The 25498-nt window shown below is 49.9% G+C and carries 30 protein-coding genes and 1 other RNA gene; 18 read left to right on the forward strand and 13 right to left on the reverse strand.

The annotated features are described in order from the left end of the window. Nucleotides 1–66: 66 nt before the first annotated feature. Genes lptB through DQW12_RS06660 form a run of 5 tightly spaced genes read right to left on the reverse strand, consistent with a single transcriptional unit; the run spans nt 67 to nt 3411 of the window. Complete coding sequence (gene lptB / locus DQW12_RS06640; protein WP_113907048.1) at nt 67–792, reverse strand: LPS export ABC transporter ATP-binding protein; 726 nt, start codon at nt 790–792, stop codon at nt 67–69. A 2-nt stretch (nt 793–794) separates the two neighbouring features. Further along, nucleotides 795–1352, reverse strand: a complete 558-nt coding sequence (gene lptA, locus DQW12_RS06645) for a lipopolysaccharide transport periplasmic protein LptA (protein WP_113907049.1) — start codon at nt 1350–1352, stop codon at nt 795–797. Beyond that, the gene (gene lptC, locus DQW12_RS06650) at nt 1312–1896 is read right to left on the reverse strand and encodes an LPS export ABC transporter periplasmic protein LptC (RefSeq protein ID WP_113907050.1); all 585 of its coding nucleotides are present in this window, start codon (nt 1894–1896) and stop codon (nt 1312–1314) included. The genes lptA and lptC overlap by 41 nt, the downstream gene beginning before the upstream one ends. Next, the gene (kdsC, locus tag DQW12_RS06655) at nt 1893–2441 is read right to left on the reverse strand and encodes a 3-deoxy-manno-octulosonate-8-phosphatase KdsC (RefSeq protein ID WP_113907051.1); all 549 of its coding nucleotides are present in this window, start codon (nt 2439–2441) and stop codon (nt 1893–1895) included. The genes lptC and kdsC overlap by 4 nt, the downstream gene beginning before the upstream one ends. Before the next feature lies 1 nt (nt 2442). Next, complete coding sequence (locus DQW12_RS06660) at nt 2443–3411, reverse strand: KpsF/GutQ family sugar-phosphate isomerase (protein ID WP_113907052.1); 969 nt, start codon at nt 3409–3411, stop codon at nt 2443–2445. Between the two features lie 168 nt (nt 3412–3579). Here DQW12_RS06660 and DQW12_RS06665 point away from each other — a divergent pair, with 168 nt between their 5' ends. From DQW12_RS06665 to murA, 7 genes are all read left to right on the forward strand, one after another. Beyond that, the gene (locus DQW12_RS06665; protein WP_113907053.1) at nt 3580–4164 is read left to right on the forward strand and encodes a TetR/AcrR family transcriptional regulator; all 585 of its coding nucleotides are present in this window, start codon (nt 3580–3582) and stop codon (nt 4162–4164) included. 67 nt (nt 4165–4231) lie between these two features. Next, on the forward strand, nt 4232–5062 hold the full coding sequence (locus tag DQW12_RS06670; protein ID WP_113907054.1) for an ATP-binding cassette domain-containing protein: 831 nt from the start codon (nt 4232–4234) through the stop codon (nt 5060–5062). A 5-nt stretch (nt 5063–5067) separates the two neighbouring features. Then, nucleotides 5068–5835: a lipid asymmetry maintenance ABC transporter permease subunit MlaE gene (mlaE, locus tag DQW12_RS06675; RefSeq protein WP_370444358.1), complete on the forward strand. Its 768-nt coding sequence runs from the start codon at nt 5068–5070 to the stop codon at nt 5833–5835. A 3-nt stretch (nt 5836–5838) separates the two neighbouring features. Then, nucleotides 5839–6306, forward strand: a complete 468-nt coding sequence (gene mlaD / locus DQW12_RS06680) for an outer membrane lipid asymmetry maintenance protein MlaD (RefSeq protein WP_113907056.1) — start codon at nt 5839–5841, stop codon at nt 6304–6306. Continuing rightward, nucleotides 6306–6608: an STAS domain-containing protein gene (locus DQW12_RS06685; RefSeq protein WP_113907057.1), complete on the forward strand. Its 303-nt coding sequence runs from the start codon at nt 6306–6308 to the stop codon at nt 6606–6608. The genes mlaD and DQW12_RS06685 overlap by 1 nt, the downstream gene beginning before the upstream one ends. Before the next feature lie 61 nt (nt 6609–6669). Continuing rightward, complete coding sequence (locus tag DQW12_RS06690) at nt 6670–6927, forward strand: BolA family protein (protein WP_113907058.1); 258 nt, start codon at nt 6670–6672, stop codon at nt 6925–6927. A gap of 10 nt (nt 6928–6937) precedes the next feature. After that, nucleotides 6938–8197: a UDP-N-acetylglucosamine 1-carboxyvinyltransferase gene (gene murA / locus DQW12_RS06695; protein WP_113907059.1), complete on the forward strand. Its 1260-nt coding sequence runs from the start codon at nt 6938–6940 to the stop codon at nt 8195–8197. 23 nt (nt 8198–8220) lie between these two features. On the opposite strand, the gene DQW12_RS06700 is transcribed toward murA, so the two are convergent. The 3 genes from DQW12_RS06700 to DQW12_RS06710 form a co-directional block, all read right to left on the reverse strand. Further along, nucleotides 8221–9276: a trypsin-like peptidase domain-containing protein gene (locus DQW12_RS06700; RefSeq protein ID WP_113907060.1), complete on the reverse strand. Its 1056-nt coding sequence runs from the start codon at nt 9274–9276 to the stop codon at nt 8221–8223. A gap of 106 nt (nt 9277–9382) precedes the next feature. Continuing rightward, complete coding sequence (locus tag DQW12_RS06705; protein WP_113907061.1) at nt 9383–10714, reverse strand: DegQ family serine endoprotease; 1332 nt, start codon at nt 10712–10714, stop codon at nt 9383–9385. An 84-nt stretch (nt 10715–10798) separates the two neighbouring features. Beyond that, entirely contained in the window at nt 10799–11230 is a 432-nt protein-coding gene (locus DQW12_RS06710) for a Z-ring associated ZapG family protein (RefSeq protein ID WP_113907062.1), read from the reverse strand. Nucleotides 11231–11459: 229 nt separating this feature from the next. On the opposite strand from DQW12_RS06710, the gene zapE reads away from it, so the two are divergent. The 9 genes from zapE (at nt 11460) to DQW12_RS06755 (ending at nt 18873) form a co-directional block, all read left to right on the forward strand. Continuing rightward, nucleotides 11460–12596, forward strand: a complete 1137-nt coding sequence (zapE, locus tag DQW12_RS06715; RefSeq protein ID WP_113907063.1) for a cell division protein ZapE — start codon at nt 11460–11462, stop codon at nt 12594–12596. Nucleotides 12597–12768: 172 nt separating this feature from the next. Further along, a complete protein-coding gene (gene rplM / locus DQW12_RS06720) occupies nt 12769–13197 on the forward strand; it encodes a 50S ribosomal protein L13 (RefSeq protein ID WP_113907242.1) in 429 nt (142 codons plus the stop codon). A 14-nt stretch (nt 13198–13211) separates the two neighbouring features. Further along, a complete protein-coding gene (gene rpsI, locus DQW12_RS06725; protein WP_113907064.1) occupies nt 13212–13604 on the forward strand; it encodes a 30S ribosomal protein S9 in 393 nt (130 codons plus the stop codon). A 239-nt stretch (nt 13605–13843) separates the two neighbouring features. Next, on the forward strand, nt 13844–14980 hold the full coding sequence (tyrA, locus tag DQW12_RS06730; RefSeq protein ID WP_113907065.1) for a bifunctional chorismate mutase/prephenate dehydrogenase: 1137 nt from the start codon (nt 13844–13846) through the stop codon (nt 14978–14980). 119 nt (nt 14981–15099) lie between these two features. Next, nucleotides 15100–15687: a ubiquinol-cytochrome c reductase iron-sulfur subunit gene (gene petA / locus DQW12_RS06735; RefSeq protein WP_113907066.1), complete on the forward strand. Its 588-nt coding sequence runs from the start codon at nt 15100–15102 to the stop codon at nt 15685–15687. After that, a complete protein-coding gene (locus DQW12_RS06740; RefSeq protein ID WP_113907067.1) occupies nt 15687–16949 on the forward strand; it encodes a cytochrome b in 1263 nt (420 codons plus the stop codon). Before petA ends, DQW12_RS06740 begins: the two co-directional genes overlap by 1 nt. Continuing rightward, on the forward strand, nt 16949–17683 hold the full coding sequence (locus DQW12_RS06745; RefSeq protein WP_113907243.1) for a cytochrome c1: 735 nt from the start codon (nt 16949–16951) through the stop codon (nt 17681–17683). Before DQW12_RS06740 ends, DQW12_RS06745 begins: the two co-directional genes overlap by 1 nt. 81 nt (nt 17684–17764) lie before the next feature. After that, on the forward strand, nt 17765–18397 hold the full coding sequence (sspA, locus tag DQW12_RS06750) for a stringent starvation protein SspA (RefSeq protein ID WP_113907068.1): 633 nt from the start codon (nt 17765–17767) through the stop codon (nt 18395–18397). Between the two features lie 35 nt (nt 18398–18432). Further along, nucleotides 18433–18873, forward strand: coding sequence for a ClpXP protease specificity-enhancing factor (locus tag DQW12_RS06755; protein ID WP_113907069.1), 441 nt, complete (start codon nt 18433–18435; stop codon nt 18871–18873). 15 nt (nt 18874–18888) lie between these two features. Here the strand turns inward: DQW12_RS06755 and DQW12_RS06760 are convergent, their stop codons facing one another. From DQW12_RS06760 to DQW12_RS06775, 4 genes are read right to left on the reverse strand one after another with little or no spacing between them, the layout of a single operon-like run. Beyond that, nucleotides 18889–19464: a BON domain-containing protein gene (locus tag DQW12_RS06760; RefSeq protein ID WP_113907070.1), complete on the reverse strand. Its 576-nt coding sequence runs from the start codon at nt 19462–19464 to the stop codon at nt 18889–18891. 1 nt (nt 19465) lies between these two features. Next, on the reverse strand, nt 19466–20029 hold the full coding sequence (locus DQW12_RS06765) for a D-sedoheptulose-7-phosphate isomerase (protein ID WP_113907071.1): 564 nt from the start codon (nt 20027–20029) through the stop codon (nt 19466–19468). Between the two features lie 2 nt (nt 20030–20031). Then, nucleotides 20032–20382 carry a YraN family protein gene (locus DQW12_RS06770; protein WP_113907072.1) on the reverse strand — a complete coding sequence of 117 codons (351 nt, stop codon included), beginning with the start codon at nt 20380–20382 and terminating at the stop codon, nt 20032–20034. Continuing rightward, nucleotides 20351–22237, reverse strand: coding sequence for a penicillin-binding protein activator (locus DQW12_RS06775; protein WP_113907073.1), 1887 nt, complete (start codon nt 22235–22237; stop codon nt 20351–20353). Before DQW12_RS06775 ends, DQW12_RS06770 begins: the two co-directional genes overlap by 32 nt. Before the next feature lie 61 nt (nt 22238–22298). Here DQW12_RS06775 and rsmI point away from each other — a divergent pair, with 61 nt between their 5' ends. Continuing rightward, entirely contained in the window at nt 22299–23135 is an 837-nt protein-coding gene (gene rsmI / locus DQW12_RS06780) for a 16S rRNA (cytidine(1402)-2'-O)-methyltransferase (protein WP_232819909.1), read from the forward strand. A gap of 48 nt (nt 23136–23183) precedes the next feature. Continuing rightward, nucleotides 23184–23555, forward strand: an RNA gene (gene rnpB / locus DQW12_RS06785) — RNase P RNA component class A. Between the two features lie 42 nt (nt 23556–23597). Here rnpB and DQW12_RS06790 read toward each other — a convergent pair. Then, nucleotides 23598–25478 (reverse strand): methyl-accepting chemotaxis protein, encoded by a 1881-nt coding sequence (locus tag DQW12_RS06790; protein WP_113907074.1) that lies wholly within the window; start codon nt 25476–25478, stop codon nt 23598–23600. Between the last annotated feature and the right edge of the window lie 20 nt (nt 25479–25498).

The raw sequence follows: 25498 nt of genomic DNA on the forward strand, positions 1-25498 counted from the left end.
ATCGAGTTCTTATTCGCTCACAAATGAGATGGCAGTTACTTTATATGATTGCGATTTTGCCGTGAATTACAAGGAAAACTGGTCACCAAGATAAACATCTTTTACTTTTTGGTTCGCCAGTACCTGTTGTGGCGAGCCTTGTGCAATCAATTGCCCTTGACTAACAATATAAGCTTGTTCACAAACCGACAAGGTTTCGCGCACGTTGTGGTCGGTAATCAGCACGCCAATGCCACGTTGCCTGAGTTGGTTAATAATTTTCTTGATGTCGATCACAGAAATAGGGTCTACCCCGGCAAAAGGCTCGTCGAGCAAAATAAATTTGGGATCAGCGGCGAGTGCACGGGCAATTTCTACCCTGCGACGCTCACCGCCCGACAGCGCCATTCCTAAACTATTTACAATATGACCAATACTAAATTCACTCACCAAGCTGTCGAGCTTGCTTTCGCGTTCGTCGGCACTGAGGTCTTTACGTGTTTCTAATATCGCCATAATGTTGTCGCGCACGGTAAGTTTACGAAATACCGACGATTCTTGTGGTAAGTAACCTATACCGCGGCGTGCACGCTCATGCATGGGCGACAATGTAATGTCTTGGTCATTAAGCCAAATTTTACCTTTGTCGTTAGGTACTAAACCTACAATCATGTAGAACGTTGTGGTTTTACCGGCACCATTTGGACCGAGCAAACCAACCACCTGGCCCGCATCTACGCTGAGGCTTACGTCGGTTACAACGGTACGGCCTTTGTAGGCTTTGGCAATATGTTCAACCCGCAATTGCGCCATAGCTATTCATTATTCCCTTGGTTGCTGGTGTCGTTCGGATCACGAGGCTGTAGCCGTGTGCGCACACGCTGCCCGTCTTCTGTTCCTCGTAGTGCCGTAATTTGTTGCTTTTCTAGGTCGTAGCTAATGCGTGATGCGCGCACGGAGTTGCCGCTTTGCATTAATTCTGCATTACCGTCGAGTGTGAGCAATCGCTCGGTAGCATTGTAGGTTATTTTGTCGGCGCTGGCAGTTACCCGCATACCGAGCTCAATGGTTTGCTCATAGGTGGCGGGCGAACCGGTGGCAATGAAGCGTTCGGCGTCGCCTTGCTCATTGCCGAAGCCCTCTATTTCAAGTCGGTCGGCCTGAATAATAAGGCTGCCTTGGGTAATAATTACATTGCCTTCTACCCGAAAAAGATCGGCGCGTAGGTCGAGAAACTCGCGGTCCGCTTCAATTTGCACGGGTTGCTGAAAATCACTCGCTAACGTGCCCTGAATAGAGCCTTCACTTTGCGCAAAAGCAACGAGCCCAAGGCTACTGCTGAGCAGCGCGAGGGTGATAAATTGTTTCAACATGTTCTATTAGTTCCAATTGTTGTGACACAAGGTCAACGCGCATGCCAATACCGCGGATAAAAAACTGTGGCCCTGAAATAAGTACTTCTGCGTCTGTAAGCATGCGCTGATGAATAAGGTCTATTGCTAAATATTCGGTTTCAATGGTTCGAATATACCCGATCTCAGACAAATTCGTGACCTCTACGTGCTCGATCAATTCAAGTTTTTCTTCGTTGATGAAGCGCCCGAGTTCCGCTTCAATTTGCCAAAGCTCACCGGCTTGTTCAGGAACACCAATTAAATGGCTGGTGTAGGTTGGCTTTACCAGCTCAGTAAGCTGAATGTCACTGAAGTGCGACATTTCTTCCGCCCGAATTTGATGTGACAAACGACCATCGGACTCAAAAATACGGGTAACTAAGTTTTCTGCAGTAAAGTCGGGAATGCGCTGCACAAGTTCAGGAGTACTGATTTGCTCTTGATCGGGCGCAAAGGGTCGCCAGAGCAACAAAATTGCGCCAATTACTAACGCGAGGCTGAGCAATAAGGTACGAAGGTTCACGTACTGCTCTCCATAACCTGATGAATTTTACCTTGTGCGAGTAAAATGAGGTCGGCGATTTCCCGTACCGCGCCAAAGCCACCTTTATTGCGCGTTATGTAGTCGGCCGCCATCTGCACAGCAGGGTGTGCGTCAAATACAGCAACACCGCAGCCGGCAAGTTGAATCAGCGGTAAGTCGGGGTTGTCATCGCCAATATACGCGGCTTGCTGAGGTGTGAGTTGTAACTGTTCTAAGATGCTGTTGAATGCCCCATGTTTGTCGTCTTGGCCTTGGAAAATAAAGGGCACGCCGAGTGCTTGCATGCGGGTTTCAACAATGTTCGACGAACGGCCGGTAATCACGCCAACTTCAATGCCGGCACTGCGTAGCGCTTTTACGCCAAGCCCGTCGCGGGTATGAAAAGCTTTTAATTCCTCGCCGTGGTTGCCCATGTAAATACGGCCGTCTGAAAACACGCCGTCAACATCGCAAATAAGCACGCGAACTTGGCTGAGTTGCTGAAAGAGGTCGGGCTGAATTTCACCGTACCAAGTGCTGATCATGTTATATCACTCCGGCTTGTAATAAATCGTGCATATTAAATGCCCCAATAGGCTGTTGATCTGCCACCACAATGAGGCCGTTAATTTTACGCGACTCCATAAGTTGTAGTGCTTCAGCAGCCAACATGTCGGGATGTGCCGTGGTGCAACGGGCGGTCATTACCTGATCAATGGTAACGCTGTGTACGTCGACCCGTTGATCTAAAATTCGGCGTAAGTCGCCGTCGGTAAAAATGCCCAGCAAATTATTGTTCGAGTCGACAATGGTTGTCATACCTAAGCCTTTGCGTGACATTTCGAGCAAGGCTTCGGAAATAATGGCTTTGCCTTGCACGCGTGGCACGCGTTCGCCGGCGTGCATAATGTCTGCAACCCGCAGGAGTAGCCGCTTACCTAAGCTTCCACCTGGGTGCGATAGCGCGAAATCGTCGGCGGTAAACCCACGCGCATGCAAGAGCGACACAGCTAAGGCGTCGCCCATAACCAAGGTGGCGGTAGTGCTGGCGGTTGGTGCTAAGCCAAGCGGACACGCTTCTTCTTTCACGGCTACATTAATGTGTACATCGGCAAGTGTGGCAAGGGTGGAGTCTGGGCGGCCTGTCATGGCAATTAAGGGTACGTTTAACCGCTTGAGTACCGGAATAATACTGACTATTTCGCTGGTTTCGCCGCTATTGGATATCGCTAAGACCACGTCTTGTTTGGTGATCATGCCAAGGTCACCATGGCTGGCCTCGCCGGGGTGCACAAAAAATGCTGGAGTGCCGGTACTGGCCAAGGTGGCTGCAATTTTACCGCCAATATGGCCCGACTTACCCATGCCTGTAACGACAACACGGCCACTGCAACGCAACATTAACGCACATGCCTGACCGAACCGTTCGTCGATACTGTCGTATAAACCGTTAATGGCCTCACGTTCGATATCTAAAACACGCTTCGCCTGAGTTAAAAAGTTCGGGTCTGTCATGGTTGCGATTACCTAAAGGAAATTCGAAATTTTGAGCCAGTATACCACTTCAATGCGTATAACGTGGAACTGGGGACATTTTCTAGTTACATTTTTGCGTCAATTTCATTAATATACCAACTAGACGGTTTTTATTGGGTGTTTTGCATAAATAGGAGAGCAGTAGACATGGCAAAAGCAAGAGGCGGTCGGCCGAGCAAACGCGAATTTATTTTAGAGTCTGCCGAACAGCTTGTTCATGAACGCGGAGCGGCACATTTAACCTTCGACGCGCTTACGCAAGCGACCGGGATTAGTAAGGGCGGTTTGTTGTATCACTTTGAAAGCAAAGACGCGCTTGTGGTGGCTATGCTTGAGCGCTATTCACAGCGCCGACAAGAAATGAAAGCGCTTATGCTGGGTGAAAAGAGCGGGACCGACGAAGAAATAAAGGCGCTCATTAAAGCGGAGCTGGCACACAATAAACAAGGCAAGCTGGCAGTTGACAGTGCCATTATTGCTGCGGTGGCAACCAACCCACAGCTCATGCAGGTAATTTCCGAAAAACAGAGCGAACTCTTTCGTTTATTTGATCAAAGTAGTGTAGGGCCCATTCAGGCTCGTGTAGCTTGGTTTGCGGTCATTGGCCAGCGCTTGTGCCGCCAGTTTGGTTTCGACAATAACGAGTCGGAAAATGACGACGCACTTGCGCAGTTTTTAATCGAGCTTATTTCAACCCCAACCGACAGTACCGACAATAGTGTATTTGGTTAGCGGGATCAGGTGATGTTCACCGTGCTTTTAGGGTACAATCGCGCACAGCAAAAAGGGTGAGTGAGGTATTGTGGAAAATATAGTCGAAGTAAAAGACGTGTATTTCAACCGAGGTGAAACCAAGATTTATGAAGGGGTTTCACTCGAGGTTCCGCGCGGCAAAGTCACCGGTATTATGGGGCCGAGTGGCTGCGGAAAAACCACGTTGTTACGGTTAATCGGTGGCCAATTGAAAGCGCATCGCGGGCAGGTGTTGTTCGACAAGGTTGAAGTTGCCACTTTAGGCCGCAGCGACCTGTATGAAACACGCAAGCGTATGAGTATGTTGTTTCAAAGCGGGGCCTTGTTTTCGGAGCTCACCGTGTTTGAAAACGTTGCATTCCCACTACGCGAACACACAAAGTTACCGGAGTCTATTTTACAAACCGTGGTAAAAATGAAGCTGGAAGCTGTGGGGTTGCGTGGTGCAGGGCAGCTTATGCCGGCAGAACTTTCAGGTGGTATGGCACGCCGTGCGGCGTTGGCACGTTCGATTGCGCTTGACCCTGAATTAATTATGTACGACGAACCCTTCGCCGGCCAAGACCCCATTTCTATGGGGGTGTTGGTTACGCTTATTAAAGAGTTGAACAAAACGCTAGGGCTCACCAGTATTGTGGTTTCCCATGATATTCACGAAGTCATGTCGATTGCCGACCATGTGGTTATTATGGCGAACAAAAAAGTGGTGGCGCAGGGCAGCCCAGAAGCTTTACAAAATCATGACTCTGCCTTAGTGCAACAGTTTCTCAGTGGTGCAGCTGACGGCCCGGTGCCATTTCACTATGCGGCGAAAACCTACCACGAAGATTTACTGGGGCATGAAAATGCGCCACAGAAACAAGGAGGCAGCTCATGATCGCCATGCTGCAACGGTTAGGGCATGCCACACTGGAAAACATTCGGGGTGTAGGCGCTGCCTCGATCATGTTATTTCAGGCCTTAGTGGGCAAGCCGCAGCCGTTAAAAATGTTCCCACTGTTAGTTCGTCAGCTCTATGTGGTGGGCGTTCAGTCGATGCTCATTATCCTGATTTCAGGGCTATTTATCGGCATGGTATTGGGGTTACAGGGATATACCATTTTGGTCGACTTTGGTGCTGAGCAGGCCCTTGGGCCTATGGTGGCACTGTCGTTATTACGCGAGCTTGGGCCTGTGGTTACCGCGCTGCTGTTCGCTGGCCGAGCTGGCTCTGCATTAACTGCCGAAATAGGCTTAATGCGCGCCACTGAACAGTTGTCGAGTTTGGAAATGATGGCGGTAGACCCGCTGCGCCGCGTGGTTGCGCCGCGTTTCTGGGCGGGCGTAATTACCATGCCGTTGCTTGCCTTTATGTTTAGCGCCGTAGGTATTTACGGGGGCTTCATGGTGGGTGTGCAGTGGCTAGGTGTCGACGACGGCGCATTCTGGTCAGTCATGCAGTCGAATGTTGAATGGCAACAAGACATTATCAATGGCTTTATTAAAAGCTTAGTATTTGCTGTTGTTGTAACGTGGATTGCACTTTACAAGGGTTACACGGCCGCCCCAACGTCGCCGGGAATTAGTGCCGCCACAACGCAAACTGTGGTGTACAGCTCACTTGCTGTGCTTGGCTTGGACTTTGTTTTAACCGCTATAATGTTTGGGTGATTTATGACCACACGTACGATGGAACTCATGGTAGGCGTTTTTGTGGCAGCAGCCATTGCTGCATTGGTATTTTTAGGGTTGCAGGTGGCGAATACCTCCGACTCGACGCGTGGTGAAACTTACACGCTGGTCGCCAAGTTCGACAACATTGGTGGCTTAAAGGTGCGGTCGCCGGTAAAGGTTGGCGGGGTGGTAGTAGGCCGTGTATCTCGTATTTCATTGGAAGGTGAATACTACGAGCCGATGGTTGAGATGCAAATTAGCACGCGTTACAACGCCTTTCCAGAAACCAGCACGGCTTCTATTTTAACTTCTGGCTTGCTAGGCGAGCAGTATGTGGGTTTAGAACCCGGTTTTATCGACGACTTCGTAGAGATGTTGGCCGAAGGCGATGAAATTCCGAATACTAATTCGGCAATTGTGCTGGAGAATTTGATTGGCCAGTTTCTGTTTAGCCAAGGGGACGAGTAATGTCAGCGCAGCGCGTAGCGTTTAACGTAACGGGCGATAGTGTTGAAGTGCAAGGCGCGCTCAACCGAGAAACTGTGCCTCAAGCGTGGCAAACACGGTCGAATTGGTACGGCAGTTCAGGTAATTTGCAACTGAACTTGGCGGGTTTGAAAAGTGTCGATTCGGCAGGGCTTGCTATGCTAATTCAATTGAAAGCGGAGTTGCAGGAACAGGGTCGCGATTTAGCCTTACAGAATACTAACGAACAACTTCGCGCCTTCGCGGAGGTGAGTGGCGTAACTGACTTACTTTCGTTAAGCTAGAGCGAAAGAGTACTGCCATCACTTTACATTATTTGAGTCGAACATTAGAACAGGAACGGCAATGCAACCCAACGAGATAGAAAAGTTATTGAAAGACGCGTTGCAACTCGACGAAGTGCACGTGAAAGCAGAAGGCTCTCACTACCAAGTGATTGCGGTAAGCGAACAGTTCGCGGAAATGAGCCGAGTGAAGCAGCAGCAATTTGTGTATGCGCCGCTGAATGAAAAAATACAAGACGGCAGCATTCACGCTGTGTCGATAAAAGCCTTTACTCCCGACCGCTGGCGCCGTGAAAAAGCGCTCAACATGCCAAGTTAGTGTAAAAACCATGCAAAAATTTGTAATTAAAGGAGGTCACCCGCTGCAGGGTGACGTTCGTATTTCCGGCGCAAAAAATGCCGCCTTACCCATTCTACTTGCAGCACTCTTGGCTGATGAAGCCGTAACCATTCATAACGTTCCGCGCCTGCAAGACGTGGAAACCTCATTGAAGCTACTGGCTAAGCTCGGAATTCCGCATGAGCGTAACGGCCACAGCAGTTACGTGATTCAACCGCCAGCCCATCATGGCCATGTAGCGCCTTATGAACTGGTTAAAACCATGCGCGCTTCGGTGCTGGTGTTAGGGCCTTTGTTGGCAAAATGCAAGCAGGCGGAAGTGTCGTTGCCTGGTGGTTGTGCTATAGGTGCGCGGCCAGTAAACCTTCACATTGAAGGGTTACGGCAAATGGGCGCGGAAATTGTGGTCGACCAAGGTTACATTAAAGCTAAAGCGCCCAATGGCCTTAAAGGCGCACTTATTCTCATGGACACGGTAAGCGTAACCGGCACCGAGAACTTAATGGCCGCCGCCACTTTAGCGCAGGGCGAAACAATTATTGAGAACGCTGCGCGTGAACCAGAGGTTGTTGATCTGGCGAATTTTTTAAATACGTTAGGGGCTGATATTCGTGGCGCGGGTACCGACACCATTCGTATTCAAGGCGTGAAGCGGTTACATGGTGGTGAATATCGTGTGATGCCGGACCGTATTGAAACCGGCACTTTCTTAGTGGCAGCGTTAGCCACACAAGGTCATGTGCGCTGTACGCACACGGATCCAAGCTTGCTCGACGCAGTATTGAAGAAGCTCACCGAAGCTGGAGCTGAAATTCGTCGTAGCGCAGACACTATTGAGTTGCTCAGCAAGGGTAAACCGAAGTCGGTCAATATTGTTACCGCACCTCACCCTGCGTTTCCAACGGATATGCAGGCGCAATTTACGGCGCTGAATGCAATCGCTGAGGGTACCGGCTGGGTGCGCGAAACTATTTTCGAGAACCGTTTTATGCATGTTCCTGAGCTCAAACGCATGGGAGCAGAAATCGATTTAGAAGGAAATACCGCAATTTGCCGTGGTGCCGCACAACTCACCGGCGCACAGGTTATGTGTACCGATTTACGCGCGTCTGCGTCGTTGGTTATTGCGGGGTTGGTGGCAAATGGAAGCACAGAAGTGGAGCGTATTTACCATATTGATCGTGGTTACGAAAAAATAGAAGAGAAGCTGCGTGCTTTAGGTGCGGATATTCAGCGCGTAGAAATGTAAATGAGCTCGGTGGCGCGCTGAACTTAGCGTTCAGGGCGCCAAGGCTCGATGAGCGCTTCTGTACTGAGGCGCTGATTATTGCGAATAAAGTCGATTGTGAGTGTCACTCCGGGTGGCGTGTCGGCAACAAGGTCGAGCCCTTGCCCAACCGTGGCAATGTCAGTGCCATTAATTCGATAAATGAAATCGCCTGCTCTCAATCCTGCTTTGTCTGCAGGGCCGCCGCGCTCGACTTCGCGTAAAAATATACCAGTGTCTTGAAATTGGCTTTGGTAATTCTGCTCCGCAACCACGCCCAGATACCCGCGGGTTACGACACCTTCGCTAATAATCTGTTCCATTACCCGCTGTGCCACGCGATAAGCAACCGAAAAATGAATTCCGGTAGAGCCCTGCTCGGCGAGATACTGAGCGCTATTAATACCCACCAATTCACCACGGGTGTTGATCAAAGCGCCGCCCGAGTTGCCTTCGTTAATAGAAGCGTCCGTTTGCACGAACTCGGAATAACCGCTACCCAAACTGGTTTTTCCGGTAGCCGACACGATGCCTTGGGTCACGGTTTGGCCAAGATTATATGGATTACCGATAGCCAAAACGACATCGCCAACGCGCGGGTTGTAATTCAGGTTCCGTGGTATTACTGGCAGATTATCGGCGTCGATGCGCAGCACGGCTAAGTCGGTAAGTTCGTCGCGACCCACCAGCTGGGCGATAAAGAGTCGCCCGTCTTGTAAAGCCACTCTCACTTCGTCTACCGAAGAAACCACATGATTGGCAGTGAGAATGTAACCGTCGCTGTTCATGATAACGCCAGAACCTAAAACCACCTGTGAGCGCTGTTGCCACGGGCGACGTGAATCGCGAACCGATTGCTCGGTATAGATATTGACCACCGCTGGTGCTGCGCGCTCTACCGCGTCGGCATACGACACTGGGGCGGATGATAATTGATTCGTGGGCGTGTGCTGGGGGGCGAACAATGGCATAGCCACCAACACGATCACGGCGACAATGAGCCCTAAAATAACTGGCTTAATAAAATATTGTGTCAGTGGAGAAGAGCGATACTGGGCCATCGAGAATCAATAGTGTTGGGAAATAAGATTACAAGATGGTAACACTGAATCGAGAGCGGAGGTAGGCTCCACTCTCGATTCTCCCAGTATTCCTGTTTAAAACTGGCTAGTTGGGTAACAATAAATAGAGTTGAGAGTTACCGCGAACAATAGTGAGGGCCGTTACACCACGGCTATTGTCGATGAGGCGGCGCAAGTCGGCAGCAGAACTGATCGCCTGCCTGTTTACCGCAGCAATAATATCACCTTCACGCAGCCCAATACGTTCTGCTGGTGAATTGGTGGTAATCTCACCCACCCGCACGCCTTTGCCGTCGTTACTACTCAAGGTTGCACCTTCCAGCGCTGGATGCATGGTGGCCGCAGTTACCGCCGCTTCTTGTTCACTTAGCTCAACGGTAATGTTTAAGGTACGGCCTTCGCGAATAACACCTAAACGAACTTCGCTACCGGCACCGGCAGTAGCTACTTTCGCGGCAAGTTCATTAAATGAGCTCACAGGCGTGTCGTTTATACTCACAATCACGTCACCGGCCTGAATGCCAGCTTGATCAGCTGAGCCGTCTTCAATTACTTCGCTTACCCATGCTCCTTGCGTACGGTTAAGGCCAAGTGCTTCGGCAAGTTGTTGATCGAGATTACGGCCGCGCACACCGAGAACACCGCGGCGCACTTCTCCGAACTCTAGAATTTGGTCTACTAAGCTTTTCATCATGGTTGAGGGAATAGCGAAACCAATGCCAATGTTCCCGCTGGAGCCAAGAATAGCCGTATTGATACCGATTAAACGACCTTCAAGATCAACTAAAGCGCCGCCCGAATTGCCGCGGTTAATTGCTGCGTCGGTTTGAATAAAGTTCTCTAACCGGTCCATACCAAAACCGCCGCGGCCGAGCGCCGAAACAATGCCAGACGTTACCGTTTGCCCCAAGCCAAAAGGATTACCGATTGCAACCACAAAGTCGCCAACTCGCAGCGTATCGGAGTTGCCGATTTCAATTTCGGTGAGATTTTCGGGGTCTTCAAGCTGCAGTAGCGCAATGTCCGACTCTGGATCCACGCCCAGAACCTTTGCTTTGAATGTGCGGCCGTCTTTCAGCGTTACCGTAATATTGGTCGCGTCGTCGATAACATGGTTGTTGGTAACCACGTAACCCGCATCGGCGTCGATAATCACGCCCGAGCCTAAACCTTGAAATGGTTGTTCACGGGTTTGTTCTTGTGGGCCAAAGAAATACCGAAAGGCGTCGGGAATACGTTGCTGGGTTACCCGGCGCCCTTCTACGGAAATATTCACCACGGCCGGCGTAACCTCTTCAAGCATGGGCGCCAAGCTGGGCGTTTGATTACCACGGAAAAAAGGAAATTGTGCGGAAGCGGGCGCGGAGGCAACCGCAATCAGTGCTGCTGCCATGAACCCGAGAACATACTTCTTCATAAAAATTCGCTCCTCATAAAACAGACAAAAGTACAGACCTGTAGAAGCGAAAATAAGTTCTAAAAAAAGTATTTCAAGATGTATTTAATCTTTCTTGCTCACAAATAAACCACTGCCCGGTTCCGAGTAATCGCGAGGCGGTGCCGAAGCGTCATCGGCTTCTGCGTCGCGGCGGTCAGAGCCTAAAACACTGGCTTGGCGCAGCTGCTTCATGGTGTCTTCGGAAAAGAAAGGCAGTGGCTGTTGCCATTCTTTTTCACTTTGCAGAAGTTGCTCGCTGTCATCCAGAAATTGACCGAGTTTGGTCTGGATGTCATTCACTTGCGCTGAAAGTTGCCGCGCGGTGGTAAAATGCTCAACAACATCTTTGCGGTAGGCTTCAAAGTGTTGCTTAGACGCTTCGAGTTGCTGGGCTAAATCTGTTTGCCCACTGCGCTCTAGTGTCCAGTAACGGCCCACAAAAAAACCAATGACGCCGCCAACCAGCGCTAACAATAATCCGACTAACCAGCCCATTTGAATCTCCTTGTGGTGATAGTTCGTAAACCTGAAATAATGGTATCATGTATTTTTCGAAACAGTCGTCAGATGTGCGGTTATTTTTAGTGTAAAGCGCTTCGGAACCCGCCTGCGGTGTTGGCCACGTTTGTTAGGATGAATGTGCGACGGGGCAGGAGCACCAAAAGTGCCCATAATTGCGCAACAGTTCGGTATGCGATTTTAATCATTAAGGCGTATTAGGTTCATGAGTAGTCCAACGCAGCACGAAGCGACAGGGAACACCCCTTGGCAACGGTATCAACACGACCTCGAAGTGAATGGGTTTAGCCACGACTCGGCGCAGGCGCAAGCAGTTCAGCATTTACAACGCTTATTCGATGAACTTGTAGCAGCACGGCAAAAGCGTGGTGTCAAACGCAAGTTAAAAAGCTTGTTAAAGCGAGGACCGCAACCAAGCCGTATTAAAGGGCTTTACTTTTGGGGTGGCGTAGGCCGCGGAAAAACCTATCTGGTAGACACCTTTTACAGTGCTTTACCGTTTGAGCGTAAGTGGCGGGTACATTTTCATCGCTTTATGCATCGAGTGCACCAAGAGCTAAAGTCGTTGAAAGGGCAGTCCGACCCATTGCAAACCATTGCAAGTAAATTGGCAAAAGAAGCCAAGGTTATTTGTTTCGACGAGTTCTTTGTGCAAGATATTGCCGACGCCATGATTTTAGGTACGCTCATGGAAGCGCTCTTTCAGCGAGGTGTAGTGCTCGTTGCCACGTCGAACATAGTGCCCGATGACTTGTATAAGAATGGCCTGCAACGGGCCCGTTTTATGCCGGCCATCGAACTCATCAAAAAGCACTGTGAGATTGTGAATGTAGACAGTGGCATTGACTACCGTTTACGCACCCTCGAGAAAGCTGAGATCTATCATTTTCCGCTCGACCAACAAGCCGACGAAAATTTGTTGCAGTATTTTTATGAGCTCGCCCCCGACGGTAGTGCGCACAGTGAAAACGCCGCGCTAGAAATTAACGGCCGCACTATTCCCGCTCGGCTCGAAGCTGATGACGTGGTGTTGTTCGACTTCAAGCACATTTGCGAAGGACCACGAAGCCAGAACGACTATATTGAAATAGCTATGATGTACCACGCAGTGCTGATTAGTAACGTGAAGGTAATGAACCAAGACACTGACGACACCGCGCGGCGGTTTATTGCGTTAGTGGACGAGTTTTATGAGCGTCGAGTGAAACTGATTATGTCTGGCGAGGCGCCACTCGCCGAGCTATATGCCGGCGGGCGCTTGAGTTTTGAATATAAACGCTGCTTGAGTCGGCTCGAAGAAATGCAGTCACGTGAGTATTTAGCGCGTGCGCATAAAGCGTAAATAAAGGGGTCGATCTTCACCGATCCTTTCTGTATAATCCGCGCAGCCCACGTTACTCCCCTGTGTTTTTCCCAACACAGCAGGCGAAATCGCCGAGGGAACAATGAATGGCATACTCGCGGGGAAGCCCGGAGCAGCCTTGGCATATATTCATGAATTCTGGGTAATTAACATGAAAACTTTTGTAGCAAAACCGGAAACCGTAAAACGCGACTGGTATGTGGTAGACGCTGAAGGTAAAACTTTAGGTCGTTTATCTACGGAAATCGCTCGCCGCCTGCGCGGTAAGCATAAGGCCGAATACACTCCACACGTAGACACTGGCGATTACATTATTGTAATTAACGCAGAAAAAATTACCGTTACTGGTAATAAAGCGAAAGACAAAATGTATCACGCGCACAGTGGATACCCGGGTGGTTTGAAGTCTATTAGCTTTGAAAAGCTACAGGCGAAAAAGCCGGAAATGATTATTGAAGCGGCCGTTAAAGGCATGCTACCTCGTGGTCCTCTAGGACGTGCAATGTTCCGTAAACTTAAAGTTTATGCGGGCGCAGAGCACAGCCACGCGGCACAGCAACCTCAAACCCTTGATATTTAATGGAGCAGATGACTATGGCAGATACTCAATACTACGGTACAGGTCGTCGCAAAAGCTCTACAGCGCGGGTTTTCCTGCGCGCGGGTAGCGGTGCGATCAAGATCAACAACCGGACTTTAGAAGAATACTTCGGTCGTGAAACAGCACGTATGGTTGTTCGTCAACCACTCGAGTTGTTAGAAATGACTGAGAAGTTCGACATGCACGTAACTGTAAAAGGTGGCGGTACTACGGGTCAGGCGGGTGCTATCCGTCACGGTATTACTCGTGCCCTTATGCAGTACGACGAAGCGCTTCGCAGCGACTTACGTAAAGCGGGTTATGTTACTCGTGACGCGCGTAAAGTTGAGCGTAAGAAAGTGGGTCTACACAAAGCGCGTAAGCGTCCACAGTTCTCAAAGCGTTAATTCGTTTTTGCAAATGCAATTTGCATGCAACGATTTGTGCAAAAACCCGGCTCTGCCGGGTTTTTTATTGCCTGCTCTTTCAGCACAGAGAGGTCTATTGATCAACTTCGACACGAATTAGCGTAACCACATGGTTTTAAAAAAAGACCGCAATTTTCATGGTCTTCTCCTTGGTTTCTATTGTCAGGCGCCGCAGACCGCCCTAAAGTAACCGAACTCGTTAAAAGGAGTCCGCTGCTGTGCCCTCATTAAATGAATTACGTAAACAAATCGATAACCTCGACAGTGAATTGGTAGACTTGCTCGCCCGTCGGTTAGCCCTTACTCAACAAGTGGGAACCATAAAACAAGGTACCGGAGCACCTATTTACATGCCTGAACGCGAGGCGGAGTTGCTCGAAAAACGCAAGCAAGAGGCCGAGCAAAAAGGCGTACCGCCAGAACTCGCCGAAGATGTACTGCGCCGTATTATTCGGGAGTCGTATCGCACCCAACATGTGCATTACCCGCAAACCTATACGGGCAGTGGTGACGTGGTAGTGGTTGGCGGCAGAGGCGCCTTAGGAAGTCAGTTTGTGAGCATGTTTGAGCGCAGTGGTTACTCCGTTAAGGTATTAGAGCATGCGGATTGGGCGGACGCGGATACACTATTAGCAAATGCGGCATTGGTGTTGATTGCAGTTCCATTGAACAGAACTATTGAAGTGATTCAGCGGCTTCCTAAATTGCCGGACAAGTGCGTACTTGCAGATATTTCGAGTGCCAAGGCCCAGCCTATGGCGGCGATGCTCGGCGTGCATGGCGGCCCTGTTGTTGGACTCCACCCCATGTTTGGGCCAGACACTCCGAATTTTGTTAAGCAGGTTGTTGTGGTATGCCATGGGCGTGCCCGCGAACATTACCTTTGGTTATTCCAGCAGTTGCAAAAATGGGGCGCAGTGCTCACCGAGGAAACGGCCCAAGCGCATGACCATGCCATGACCTTTATTCAGGTTATGCGGCACTTTTCGTCGTTCGTTTATGGCTCGCATTTAGCCGCTGAAAATCCACCGCTGGCAACGTTGAACCGACTGTCGTCGCCAATTTATCGTTTGGAGCTTGCTATGGTGGGCCGCCTGTTTGCACAGTCGCCCGAATTGTATGCGGATATTATTTACGACAACCCCGAGAGCATTGCCGTGTTGCAACGGTTCCAAGAGCAGCTTGGTATTGCCTGTGCGCAATTACAAAAAGGCGATAAACAAGGGTTTATCGACGAATTTAACCGTGTGAAGGACTGGTTTGGCGACTTCACTCAGTCGAGCCTGCAAGAAAGTCGAAAAATATTAGAAAAAGCTCAGGATGACAGGAGCTTTATCTCGACGGAATTCCAGTAATTACCTTGTAAATATTGCGGCTTTTCTTTATCATCGGGTAGCATTTTTTTTAGTCGCGAGTATTAGGTACTTGTGCTGCGGAAATTTCCCGCACAGCGTCCAAAACTGGAGAAAGATGGATGAGCAATGCGCCTGTAGATAAAGGCCGCCGCCGATTTCTGACCGTAGCTACCTCTGTGGTAGGTGCTGCCGGAGCCGTTGGTGCAGCCGTTCCCTTCATAGCTTCATGGAACCCAAGCGCTAAAGCCCGTATTGCGGGTGCGCCGGTAGAAGTGAAGATCGATAAAGTAGAGCCTGGTCAGCTAATTCGTGCTGAATGGCGTGGTCAACCGATATGGATCGTGCGCCGCACGGAAACCATGTTGGACAGCCTTAACGCAACCGACAGCCGAGTGCGCGATCCCGAGTCTAATGTTCAGCAGCAACCTGCCTACGCGCAGAATCAGCATCGCTCAATTCGACCTGAGTGGTTTATTGCTGTGGGCATTTGTACTCATTTGGGCTGTTCGCCACAATTTATTTCCCGCAGCTTTATTGAAGCTGAAGGGGTTGAAGCTGGCTTCTTTTGCCCGTGTCACGGTTCGCGGTTCGACATCGCAGGTCGTGTATTCCAGGCCGTTCCAGCACCGACCAACTTAGTTATTCCTCCACACTACTTCGTCGACGACGTAACGGTAATTGTGGGTGAAGAAGAGGGGGCTGCCTAATGAAAGGTTTGATGGATTGGATTGACCAACGCATTCCATTCAGTAACTCGATGAAGTTGCACGTAACCCAATACCCTGCGCCGAAAAACTTCAACTTCTGGTACTTGATGGGGTCGTTAGCGTTAGTTGTGCTGGTAAACCAAATTGTTACCGGTATTTGGTTGACGATGAGCTATAACCCAAGTGCTGAAGGGGCTTTTGCGTCGGTTGAATATATTATGCGCGACGTTGAGTACGGCTGGTTGTTGCGTTACATGCATTCTACCGGGGCGTCGTTCTTCTTCTTGGTGGTGTACCTCCATATGTTCCGCGGTTTAATGTACGGCTCGTACCAAAAACCACGCGAACTACTGTGGTTGTTCGGCATGTTAATCTTCTTGGTGTTGATGGCTGAAGCCTTTATGGGTTACATGCTGCCTTGGGGACAAATGTCGTACTGGGGTGCGCAGGTTATTATTTCCTTGTTTGGTGCAATTCCGTACGTAGGCGATGCCTTAACAACGTGGATACGCGGCGACTACGTAATTTCAGGCGCGACACTAAACCGCTTCTTTGCGCTACACGTTATTGCTTTGCCGTTAGTATTGGTTATTTTGGTGTTCTTACACCTTATTGCGCTGCACGAAGTGGGTTCAAACAACCCAGACGGTATCGACATTAAGAAACCGAAAGGTTCTGTAGCAGAAGAAGACAAAGCGAAGTTCGAGTTCCACGAGCGTTATGCTAAGAAATACGACATTGTGGATGCTATTCCTTTCCATCCGTATTACACGGTAAAAGACTTAGTAGGCTTGGCGGGCTTCCTCATTCTGTTTGCAATCGTTATATTCTATTTGCCAACAATGGGTGGGTACTTCCTTGAACCGCCAAACTTTGAAGCGGCAGACCCAATGCGTACGCCAGCGCACATTGCGCCGGTTTGGTATTTCACGCCGTTCTACGCAATTTTGCGTGCAGTACCTATTAAGTTGTTGGGTGTAATCCTAATGTTTGCAGCAATTGTATTGCTGTTCTTAATGCCTTGGATTGACCGCGGTAAGGTACGCTCTATTCGCTATCGTAGTGGTTTGCACAAAGCCAACTTAACCCAGTTTGTAATTAGTTTTGTAATTCTGGGTTACTTAGGCGTAATGCCAGCGGAAGGTATTTACACGCTGATGGCGCAAATCTTTACCTTCTTATACTTCGCGTTCTTCGCATTCTTATGGTTCTACAGTAAGAATGAGAAAACCAAGCCATTACCGGAGAGGTTAACGAAATGATGAAGCGCTTTCTTCTCGCTCTAGCATTTGTGCTTCCGTCGGCTGCTTTTGCAGCCGGCCCAAGCGTGCCAGTGGACAAAGCCAACTATGATCTGAAAGATAACGCTTCACTGCAACGTGGCGCGCAGATCTTCATGAACTATTGTATGGGCTGTCACAATGCGCAATACCAACGCTATCAGCGTACGTTTGAAGACATTGGTATTCCACTTGACCTTGGTGAAGAGCTGTTGCAATTCACTGGCGATGGTGTGGGATCACACATGATCTCAGCGATCGACCAAGAGGCTTCTGGAGAATGGTTTGGATTGACTCCTCCAGACTTAACTATGGTAGCTCGGGTACGCGGTGCAGATTGGTTGTACACCTTCTTCCGCAGCTTCTATGTTGACGAAAGCCGCCCGTTTGGTGTGAACAACGAGATCTTTGAGAACGTGGGTATGCCATGGGCACTTGAAGAGTTGCAAGGCACGCCGCGGAAAACTTGGGAACGCCGCATGCTCGACGGTAGCATGCAAGACGTTTATGTGGGCATTAAGTCGGACGGTAACGGTCGTTTAAGCCCAGAAGAGTTTGACCAAGCGATGCTCGATCTGACCAACTTCTTGGTTTATATCGGCGAGCCGGTAATACTTGAGCGCCAACGTTTAGGTATGTTTGTGATTGGCTTCCTTATCGTGTTGCTAATCCTCACTATCTTGCTGAAGAAAGAATATTGGCGAGATATAAAATAAGTATTTCAAATGCTTATTGATTAAGAGAATGATGGGGGCGTATTGCGCCCCCTTTGCTGTTTGAAAATAGTGGAGAAAAACATGGCTGTTGCTGCCAACAAACGTTCGGTAATGACCCTTTATTCTGGGCGTGATGATTTATTCAGCCATCAGGCTCGGATTGTGCTTGCAGAAAAAGGCGTTACCTACGAAATTACTTTTGTAGACGAAGGGAACGTTCCCGAAGATTTACAACAGCTTAATCCGTACGCAGACAACGTACCCACTTTGGTTGACCGAGATCTTGTATTGTACAACTCGCGCATTATTGTCGAGTATTTAGATGAGCGTTTTCCGCACCCACCACTCATGCCTGTATATCCGGTAAGTCGTGGTAATAGCCGGTTGACCATGTATCGCTTAGAGCGCGACTGGTATGTACTTGCCGACACTATTCTGAAAGGTGGAAAAAAAGGCGAGCAAGCGCGACAAGAGTTGCGCGAAGGTATTTTGTCTTTGGCGCCTGCTTTTTCTGATCACGATTTCTTCCTTAGCGAAGAATTTAGCTTAGTGGATTGCTACCTTGCGCCCTTGTTATGGCGTTTACCGCAATTTGGCATTGAGCTCGCGGGCAACGGTGCCAAGGAAGTGAAAAACTATATGTTGCGTATTTTTGAACGCCAGTCGTTCCAAGACTCGCTTACAGAAGCCGAGCGTGAGTTAGGCCGCGCGTAATTCTCGGTCGCACAATAGAAGGAGACGGAAGAGAAATGACACCGAAACGCCCTTATGTAGCACGTGCTTTGTATGAATGGTTACTCGATAACCAGCTTACTCCGCATGTAGTGATCGACGCGAACTACCCAGGTACAGAAGTACCGCAGGAGTTCGTGCAGGACGGGCAGATTGTGTTGAATATTCATCCTGAAGCCACCACGGCCTTTGAAATGGGAGAGCTAGAGCTCTCTTTTCAAGCGCGCTTTGGTGGCGTTCCTCGTAAAGTTGTTGTTCCCTTTGGCGCGCTGCTGGCTATTTACGCAAGAGAAAATGGTGCGGGCTCTATTTTTGAGCCTGAAACCGCCTATGACGAAGAAGAAGCGAGTTTGGTACCAGCACCAGAATTGGCGCCGAACCCAGACGGGAATACCAGCGACTCAGACGCTCCGAAGCCTACGCGAAAAGGCAAGCCTCAGCTTAAGGTGATTAAATAGCTGGGAAAACAATTATTACGGGTTGCTGGGCTCGGTGCTGAGCACGTTTACAACCCGTTTTACTCCCCGCACGTTGCGTGCAATGTCAATTGCTTCTTGTGCGGCAGCCTCGCTGACTAAACCGAGTAAATACACTTCTCGATTCTCGGTAACGACCTTAATACCCGACATGTCATGCTCACCACCGCGGAGCAAAAGCGTTTTTACTTGGGTTGTGATCCAGGTGTCGCGTGAGCGATCGCCGATGCTAGCGGGCTCGCCAATACTTATTTCATTAAATAAATTGAGTGGCTGCCCTTCGCTGCGAGCGAGTTGTTCCGCTTCACGCTTCATGGCTTCGTTGGCAACTTGGCCAATTAACAGAATGTCCCCATTGTAAGGAATAACACGGATACGTTGCTCGCTAAGGGCATTTGAGTTGTGCAATGCGTTGGTCACCTTCAGTCGCATGCCAGAGTCGTCGATTTGGCTGTTGATGTCGCGGCTATCGAGTACAATGGCTGTGGTAGCGACCGCGCCACCCACTGCAACGAGCGTACAACTTTGCAGCAAGGGCAACAGTAAAAGCACCGCTAAATATTTGAATTTCATGCTATAGACCACCAAAAATTTTTGCTTCAATAAGGTCGGAGAAAATGCGGGCGCAGAACAGTTGTTGCTCCAAAATGCGCGAGGTAGCGGTAGACGGAATTCTGATTTCAACGTCGCCAGCACCGAGTAATCCCGAGAAATCGCCGGGGTCGTCGCCACTTATGGAGATGATGCTCATGTCGCGAGAAAGCGCAGCTGTCATGGCGTTGTGAATACTGTCGTCGTGTGTTTTGGTGACAAAGACAATAAGAATATCGCCAGCCTTACCCAGAGCACTGACTTGCCGAGCATAGCAGTTGGACTCCACATCAGCTGCCGCGCGGTGGGAGAGGTGGATGGCTGGGAACGGCGGACGTTCCAGCTCGCAGCCATAAAGCAGTAGGGTAGCAAAGTGTGCGCTAATAAAACTCGCGCTTTCGTCGCCACAAACAAAAATAGACTGGCCACCTAGAAGCGCATGAACACATTTTTCCGCCGCTTGCCCTATGGCTGGACCGATGCTATCGGCGGTTGCTACTTGAGTTTGTATGCTTTCATTAAAGCGAGCTTGTATATGGTCCTGCATGATTAAAACGCGTCCTGTAACCAATTAATATCTTGCGGCGAACCGGTGATAGCGAGTATATCAAAGCGGCAAGCAGTAAGGTGCTCAGCGTACCCATGCAAGTGAAGATATATTCTAGCGGAGCGCCGAACCCTTTGTAGCTGTGCCGGTTGAATTTGTTCAAGTATGTCTGCAAAAGCACCAGAGCGTCGATATTTTACTTCAATAAACACTAAAAATTGACCGTGTTTCATAATGATATCGATCTCGCCATCGCGAAGGCGAAAATTTTGCTCAACAAGAGTAAGGCCTTGTTGTTGCAAATACCTTACTGCAGTGTTTTCATAAATTGTTCCGGTTGTTCTTGTCGACATATTGAATGGGCGCCATGCGTATTTGTTTGTTATCAAACATAGCCCAAGACAATTCTCGCAGTAGTATATTTTCTTGAATCCGCAATTGCCCACTTAATCCGTCGTATCGGTAGCCTTCAAGATGGCGCATAAGTGCTAACCGAGGTGCTAACCGCATACTGTCATAACCCATTGCAGTGAGCCGCTGTTGGCTGCGGCTCCAGCCCGCTATGAGGCTGTCGAGCTGCGAACGAAGATCGGCGCGCTCGTGGGCTGGTAACAGCCAAGGTGCGTCGGCAAACCGAACGCCTTGCAAGTCGCCTTCGTCTTGTGTTTGTGATTGTTCGTTAACGGTGGAATTTGCATACACCGGAATACGATCACCAAAGGCCGATTGGTTACTCATAATAAAGGGGTTTAACAGTTGCGCTTGAACGGCATCGCCGAGTAAGTAAATAGCGTCTATATCTTGCCGGCTGCGAAACTCCATTTCCACTTTCGGCCCTTGTAGAATACGTTCGATTTGTTCTTTGCGCGCGTCACTTTCAGCCACTTTAAGTTCACTGCGAATAAGGTCGCGCATTTCGCTACTGGAACCATAGTAGCCCGTACGAATGTGCCCTTGCGCCGTGTTTTCTCGCCAATACTGGGTAAAGAGGTCGGCTAGTGCGCGTGCGCGATTGGTGTTCGGTGCCAACAATAAAACGCCTTTATGCCCTTGTGCATTCAAGGCAACAGCAGCTGCTTGTGTTTCAGCTGCAAGATCAAGGGCAAAATAACTACTGCGTGGTAGCGTGCCCTCACTACTGGGATGATTCAGAGTTAGTTGTAGATAATTCCAGTCTTCGAGCTCATGAAGTCGATCGACGGCCTCACGGTCTAAAGGCCCAATCACTAAATCAATGTCATAACTTTCGAGCTGCTGGGCAATATCCGCAGCGGTAAACTGACTGGTGTCGATAAAGAAAACATTTTCTTGTGCCTGCTCTACGAGTGCTGAGAGTACGCCAAAACGCACGGCCTCACCTTGGTTAGCAAAACTTCCTGTAAGGGGTAATAGAACAGCAACTCGCTCGGGTGGCTCTTGTAATTGTGGATCGGCCAATAAACGGTTTACGATTGCCTGCGCCGCATGTTCGGGATAATTTCGTTGCCAATTCTCGAGTGCGTTTTGAAAAGTCATTTGCTGGTCAAGCACCATGGTGAGTCGCTGCAGCAAACTAAACCATCCTGCTGCCGATCCTGCGGCCTCTCGAGGTGGACTGCGCCAGATGTCGACAGGTGCTTTCCTGAAATGATTCCAAATGCGGTCGGTGAACTCGCTTTCGTCAGGGTTAGGTGGTTCGCTCCCGGTGAGTAAGGCTTCAATACGAATGAGCTGCAAGCCCGCAGCAAAATGGTCGCTGCGGGCAACTGCCGTGTGATAGTGCAACCACAGTAGCTGCATTCTGTCTTCTTGTTCGGTGAGCCTATTGAAAAGGTTTTCTGTGCCTTGCGCCGCTGCGTCCCAGTCAGACAAAGAGGCAAAGAATCGGCCTTTTTGGAGTTCAAATAAGGCCAGATCATTCGGGCGTAAATACTGCGTGTTAATTTCAACTAAAATTGCGCCGGCATGGTGGGGTTGGTCTGCGTTCAGGTACGCTTTTGCTGCTTGCAATAAATTGATTTGCGCAGCATGAACTGAGCGCGCTTCTCGCGCCGCTTGCAACCACTCTTCAGCCGACGGCGGGCTTTGTTCGGGTTCGGGTTGAACAACTTCAATTTCAGGTGGCGCAGCAACGGGCTCTGGAGTACTACCGCAGGCAGACAAACCTGCCAGCGTAATTACGGTAACGATGCAAGGAAACAGCTTCTTTGGCACAATAGGAGTTCTCATTCATGTTCAGCCTGCGCTTACTATAAACTGCCAGGCTCCCACAAACAAACAGAGGCAGGCTGTGAACAGCGGAAATTTATATATTGTCCCTACACCCATAGGTAATTTGGCAGACTTTACTGCCCGTGCGCAGTCGGTTTTACAGTCGGTTCAAGCGATTGCCGCGGAAGACACTCGCCATTCGCGTGTACTGTTAAACCATTATGGCATTACCACGCCTATGTTTGCCCTGCATGAACATAATGAACGTGAAAAGGCCGATGCACTGGTCGCTCGGTTACAAGCGGGTGACGATATTGCGCTTATTTCAGATGCAGGAACGCCGCTAATTAGTGACCCCGGTTATCCGCTTGTACGTGCTTGCCGAGCGGCCGGCATTCGAATTATTGCCTTGCCGGGGCCCTGCGCCGCTATTGCTGCACTTTCTGCTTCGGGCCTACCCACAGATAAGTTTTTGTTTTGTGGCTTTTTACCCGCCAAACAGCACGCGCGTATACAAGCCTTAGAAGCGGTTATGGCGGAATCCGCAACCTTGGTGTTCTATGAAGCGCCAAGGCGCATTGTAGACAGTCTTGCCGCGCTAGAAGAGGTATTTGGAGCGGCGCGGGAAATGGTACTTGCGCGCGAAATTTCCAAGCAATTTGAAACCTATCTTGCTGGTTCTATTGCAAATGTTCGCGCGCAGGTGCAAGCCGACGCCAACCAACAGCGCGGGGAAATGGTGTTGGTGATCGCCGGCGCTGAAAAGCAGCAGGATAGTTTACCCATAGAAGCCGTTCAGCTATTAGGCTTGTTGCACGAAGAGTTACCACCGAAAAAAGCGGCCAAAATAGTCGCGACGCATTATGGCTTAAGGGTAAATGATTTATACCGATACGGTCTCGAACTCGACAAATAAACCATTAAAGTTCGTAATCTAACTGTAGGCTCGTGTATACTGCGCGCCGGAGTCAGCCAAGACAATCGCTGCTTGCGTAAGCAAGGGGAGGAAAGTCCGGGCTCCATAGGGCAGAGTGCCAGGTAACGCCTGGGCGGCGCGAGCCGACGACTAGTGCAACAGAGAGCAAACCGCCGATGGCCTGTTCGTAAGAATAGGATCAGGTAAGGGTGAAAGGGTGCGGTAAGAGCGCACCGCGCGGCTGGTAACAGTTCGCGGCACGGTAAACTCCACTCGGAGCAAGACCAAATAGGGATCCTTGGGGTGGCCCGCTTCGGATCCGGGTAGGTTGCTTGAGGCTGTGGGCGACTGCAGTCCTAGAGGAATGATTGTCACTCTGGCAACAGAGCACAGAACCCGGCTTAATGGCTGACTCCACCTTTCTCTTTATCCGCAGACAATTTTTTGTGCACAAGTTACTGCTCAAGAAACCTTAAATTGACTTACCTGCGCAATGAGCTGTTCGGCCAACTCGGCCAGCTCTTCACTGGAATGTTCGCACTGCTCCGCGCCGGCAACGACGTCGCGTACGCTGCTGGCAACGGTATTTACGTTTTCCGTAATTTCGTTGGCGACACTCGACTGTTGCTCCGTGGCGGTGGAAATTTGAATGTTCATGTCAACCACTTGCTTGACCGCCTGACCAACCGCTTCAAAGGCTTCGCCGGAATGGGTTGCCATGGCCATACTTTCCTGCGCCCGTTGTGAAGACTGGTCCATTGCTGCCATTGCAGCTTGTGCACTCTGTAACAAACGCTCAGTAGTTTGGTTAATGGTTTCGGTGCTCGTGCGGGTATTGGCGGCGAGGCTGCGCACCTCGTCGGCGACCACGGCAAAGCCGCGCCCTTGTTCCCCGGCGCGAGCGGCTTCAATAGCCGCATTCAATGCTAACAAGTTGGTTTGTTCTGCTATTTTCTGAATAACCTGCACCACATGGGTAATCTCGTCGGTGCTCTCGTTAAGGCTTTGCAACCGCTCTGAGGTTTCTCTCACTGAGCTTTGTAAATTCTTCATTGCCGCTAGATTTTGTTGCACGGTGTCGAGCCCTTGCTTGGCTTGCTGGTGCGCGCCATCGGCTGAGCCTGAGGCCGACTCGGCGCTATGGGCCACTTGTTGCACGGCAGTCGCCATTTCGGTAATGGCGGTGGCAATAAGCGTAGTTTGCTGCTCTTGTGCGTGTGCAATTTGGGTAACGTCGGCACTCACCTTGCTGAGTTGGTGTGAGGATGTAGTTACACGTTCAGCAGCTTTGATCAGATTTGCAATGACGTTTTCAAAGCGCACCAGCATTTGGTTAAAATGCTCAGCGACATCAGTGAGTTCGTCTGCACCTGCGTTGTCGAGCCGAATGCGCAAGTCTGAGTGACTTGTAATCTTGGCAATGCCTCGCTGCATATCGCGTAGTGGATTGACGATACTTCTGCTGATCAACAAATTAAGCGCCACAACAACAACCAGTGTAAGCAACGAGAGCAGCACGCTGAGGCGTTGAAGGGCTCGGCGGTTGCTGTTAATGGCCGCTTCAATGGCTTGGTCAAGAGTGGTTAGCGCGGCTTCTGTTTGGTGCACGGCTTCTCTCATTTGCCCCACAATACCGTCATTTTCGTCAGTGCCAATGGCAATTCGTTGCTCAACATAACGGTCGAAGGCTTGGCGGTAATTGTCGATCGCTTGTTGCAAGGGTTGCCGCTCCATAATAGGAATAAGTTGGCGGCGAGATAAGGCCACAAGTTCTTCTTGCGCCTCATGAAAGCGTGACTGATAGGCTAAATCCACACGCATCATGAAATCTTTTTCATGCCGGCGCATGGTTAACAACGCCACGTTCATTACCGGTAGATTAAGGTCTTGGAAAATCCGCTCGATATCGTGCGCCGCTGCCCGTAAGGTGCCCTCAAGGCCTTCTTCCGGCGTGAGCCCAAGCCTTTGATAAGCATTAACTAGGGTTTCGAATTCTGCCCGATAAACCTCGGTTTGGCGGTTGAAATACTGCAACGCGCTGGCATCGATGTTTTGCGCTGCAAGTTGTTCGCTCAGCTCGGCACTAACGTTGTTTATCTTGGTTAAGCTGTGGTCGAAGCGCGCTAAATAGTCGAGCCGCATACGCAGCATAAAATCTTTTTCATGGCGGCGGAGCATGAGCACTTCGGTGTTGAGTGCCTCGGTATTGATTCTCGCATTGTGCAGCGTGGTGGCTTGCCGACTTTGAATGCTATTGAGCAGCAGTAGCATTAGCATGCCGGCTACGAGCACAGCTGTGCTGATTAGCAACCGATGACGAATAGAAATACGGCGTAATGTCATGAGCGTTCCAAGCGAAGTAT

It is taken from the genome of Aliidiomarina celeris, from assembly GCF_003316875.1.
Classification (GTDB): Bacteria; Pseudomonadota; Gammaproteobacteria; order Enterobacterales; family Alteromonadaceae; genus Aliidiomarina; species Aliidiomarina celeris.